This window comes from Hydrocoleum sp. CS-953, assembly GCF_002260545.1.
Taxonomy (GTDB): Bacteria; Cyanobacteriota; Cyanobacteriia; order Cyanobacteriales; family Microcoleaceae; genus Trichodesmium.
This window is the reverse complement of sequence record NZ_LGSU01000546.1, coordinates 1-3,592: the sequence shown is the minus strand read 5'-3', so window position 1 is coordinate 3,592 and position 3,592 is coordinate 1. Positions and strand designations below refer to the sequence as shown.

2 protein-coding genes and 3 pseudogenes are annotated in these 3,592 nt (G+C 33.2%); all 5 read right to left on the bottom strand.

The window, feature by feature from the left end; translation table 11 throughout:
* Positions 1 to 849: pseudogene (locus AFK68_RS44330) on the bottom strand (ABC transporter substrate-binding protein); the annotation flags it as partial.
* A gap of 78 nt (positions 850 to 927) precedes the next feature.
* Positions 928 to 2,187 (bottom strand): RNA-guided endonuclease TnpB family protein, encoded by a 1,260-nt coding sequence (locus AFK68_RS05745; protein WP_094671952.1) that lies wholly within the window; start codon positions 2,185 to 2,187, stop codon positions 928 to 930.
* 83 nt (positions 2,188 to 2,270) lie between these two features.
* On the bottom strand, positions 2,271 to 2,390 hold a 120-nt coding region (locus AFK68_RS34560), incomplete at its 3' end, for a helix-turn-helix domain-containing protein (RefSeq protein WP_168186335.1).
* 273 nt (positions 2,391 to 2,663) lie between these two features.
* Positions 2,664 to 3,242 (bottom strand): annotated as a pseudogene (locus AFK68_RS05735) (ABC transporter substrate-binding protein); the annotation flags it as partial.
* Between the two features lie 5 nt (positions 3,243 to 3,247).
* A pseudogene (locus AFK68_RS05730) lies at positions 3,248 to 3,592 on the bottom strand (SDR family oxidoreductase); the annotation flags it as partial.

The window sequence follows — 3,592 nt, the reverse complement described above, 5'->3', positions numbered from 1 at the left end:
AAACCAGCACTAAGTAATAGTGATTTTGCTTTTTCTAGATTATAGTTATAGATTTTCAGACCTGCTTCTGGGGATAGATAAAAAGGACTTGTAATAGGAAGTAGTGAATGTTGAGGCGCACCTAATCCACGATATATATTGTTTACCATTTCTTTCCTATTAATAGCATAAGCGATCGCTTGTCTGAAAAGTTTTTTATTAAACCATTTAGATTTAATCGGGTCTACAAATGGCTTACCTTGAGCATTACGACCTTGATTAAGATTAAAAGAAATAAAACGGGCACCTGATGAAAGTCCTCCATTGTAGATAGTATACTTACCTCGTTTTTCTTCTCTTTTTAATAAAGGAGATTATAGTTATAGATTTTCAGACCTGCTTCTGGGGATAGATAAAAAGGACTTGTAATAGGAAGTAGTGAATGTTGAGGCGCACCTAATCCACGATATATATTGTTTACCATTTCTTTCCTATTAATAGCATAAGCGATCGCTTGTCTGAAAAGTTTTTTATTAAACCATTTAGATTTAATCGGGTCTACAAATGGCTTACCTTGAGCATTACGACCTTGATTAAGATTAAAAGAAATAAAACGGGCACCTGATGAAAGTCCTCCATTGTAGATAGTATACTTACCTCGTTTTTCTTCTCTTTTTAATAAAGGAAAAATTGCTGGTTCTACTGTAATTGTATCTAGCTTCCCAGAGCGAAAATTTAAGAGTTGATTATCTCTATTTGAGATGACTTGCCAGACAATATTCTCAATGTAAGGTTGAGTATTTCCTTGCTCATCCTTGCGCCAGTAAAAAGGATTTTTTTTTCTAAAATAATTCGTTGATAAGGTTCATAAATATAGTTAAAAATGTTATATGCTGAACGATTTAGTGAAGTTATCTTCCGTTAAATCGGAGATTATAACGGGAGCTTCTAAAACAAAGATAATTGAACCCAAATTTCAGAAGTTTCTTGTATCATAGGCTGACCAGTGTCTAAGCCTCCACAAGCAGGCAAGATGATACCCACCTCGCATAATGCTTTATTTAGTATGTTGATTGCAGCATTCTCATCCCTATCTAAAACTGTTCCACATTTAGGACAATAATGCGTTCTAACTGACAAAATTTTAGGTACTTTTTGACCACAATTACTACAGTTTTGCGATGTATTATGAGGATTAACTTTAATTACATGAACACCGCGTTTTACCGCCACTGCATTCAATTTTTCAATAAAAGTACCCCAGGCTACATCATAGATTGATTTTGATAGTTTAGTGTTTCTAGCTAAACCTTTAATGTTAAGGTTTTCGACAGCAATTAAATCATACTCTTTAACTAATTTATGAGCAGTTTTGTAATGAAATCCTTCTCTTTGTCTAGCAATATGTTGATGTAATTTAGCTACTTTGTTTTGTGCTTTTTTCCAGTTATTAGAACCAATTTCTTTTCTAGCTGCTTTACTTTGTTTTCTAGCTAAATTAGATTGATATTTTCTATAGAAATTAGGAACAGAAACAGTTTCTCCAGTATTGGTAGTTAAAAACTCTTTGAGACCAACATCAATACCTACAGCAGTTTTGATATTATTTGTAGGAATTAAACTAGGAACTGACTTGTCTTCCAAACTTAAACTAACATAATAGCCATCAGCTTTTTTGGTTATGGTTGCAGTTTTAATAACAAATCCATCTGGAATAGGTCTATGAACTATAACTCGAATAGCACCAAACCTGCTAATAATAATTTGTTTACCATCAAACTTAACTGCTGCTTTAGGATGATTCACCCTACTAAAATTAAATGACCTTAGCTTACCTGTTTTTTTAAATCTTGGCCTACCAAACCTCTTGCCTGTTTGATCAGGAACTAACCAACGTTGCCAAGACTTATCTAATCTTTTAAGATTATTTTGTTGTACCTCAAAATATATCTCTTTATATTCTGGAAATAGTTTTTTAGTCTCTTTTAATTCTGCTGACTGAAAATGATAATCTGGCTTGCTTGGAATCTCACGAATTGGACATGAAATTAATGAGCAGCGGTCAATTTGACATCTAGTTCTATTGAGCCAATCTAACCGTTGACCCAAAGCATAATTCCAATGTCTTCTCAAGAGTTCTAACCAATTGTCTATTTTAGCTATTTGTTCTTGATTTGGTTTGATTTTGTAGCAATGACTTATGATCATTTTATTTCCTTTTCGACCAGACTTCTATTATAAGAGCTTGCATAGAGTTTGTCTATACATGATGAAAAAAACAGGATTAAATNCCAATCTAACCGTTGACCCAAAGCATAATTCCAATGTCTTCTCAAGAGTTCTAACCAATTGTCTATTTTAGCTATTTGTTCTTGATTTGGTTTGATTTTGTAGCAATGACTTATGATCATTTTATTTCCTTTTCGACCAGACTTCTATTATAAGAGCTTGCATAGAGTTTGTCTATACATGATGAAAAAAACAGGATTAAATATTATGTTTTAAAAGTATTAATTTTGATTTAGCTCTCCCCTAGCCCTCCTTATTAAGGGGGGGAATATAACGGAAAGCCCTGCTTATCAAGGGGAATTTTGGGGGATCAATAACTTCTCAAACAACCTCTTAGTTTTAAGTAGCCAAAGGAAATAATAAATTATTTATTAATTTCCACATCTTTTTCATTTTTATTCAGCAATTTTCAGTTCATATAAATTCCAGAAACCACCACTTAGCTCAGTATAATTAATCCCTTTAATTCGGTCACGAATAGCATCAAATTCTAGAGGATTTACCATATATATAAAAGGTAATTCTTCAGCAATAATTTGTTGTGCTTGACCATAAAATTCTTTGCGTTTATCTTCATCTAATACTTGAGATGCTTGAATATAAAGATCGTCTATTTCTTGTTCCCAATCATTTACTTTCCAGCCTTTTATTTCTTCCTCTCCCGGTTGAGGTCCTTGATTAAAAGTGTGTAATCTACCATTTACAGACCAAATATTATAACCACCATGAGGTTCAATACTTCCTCCTGTAAAACCTCCCAGATAAGCATCCCAATCTCTAGATAAAGAGAGTTTTCTTACATAAGTATTAAAGCTGAGAAATTGCATATTTATTTTAATACCTAATTTCCCTAAATCTTGATTGATTTGTGTTGCCATTTGTTCTCTGACTTTTCTACCCGCACTTGATAATAAAGTAAATTCTACTTTGTTACCTTCACTATCTAATAACTCATCATTTTGATTATATTTAAAACTTTTCGGCCCGTTTTTAAAGCCCAAGCAACTAGATTATTTAAAACTAGATCGAAGCGTAAACGTGGAGAAACACCATAAGCGGTGGCATTCCGCAGAAAAGTCGGGGTAAAATCATCATTAGCTAACTCACTTACATCTTGCTCAACTTTTACCTTAGAAATACCATAGGGAGTCACGGGATTAAAAGCTGAGTCTTCAGTTAACCAATCATTTCCTCCAGCACCATAGTTACTACAAGAGGAAAATATATAACGACTAATTCCGACTTCTTTACTTAATTTAGCCAAATGAACAGAAGCCAAATGATTAATCTCGTAGGTCAGTTGTGGATTAAGATTGCCCAAAGG

What these genes read in the sequence shown, in the direction of transcription:
- AFK68_RS05745 (WP_094671952.1), bottom strand. Translation starts at nt 2,187, where the DNA reads ATGATCATAAGTCATTGCTACAAAATCAAACCAAATCAAGAACAAATA.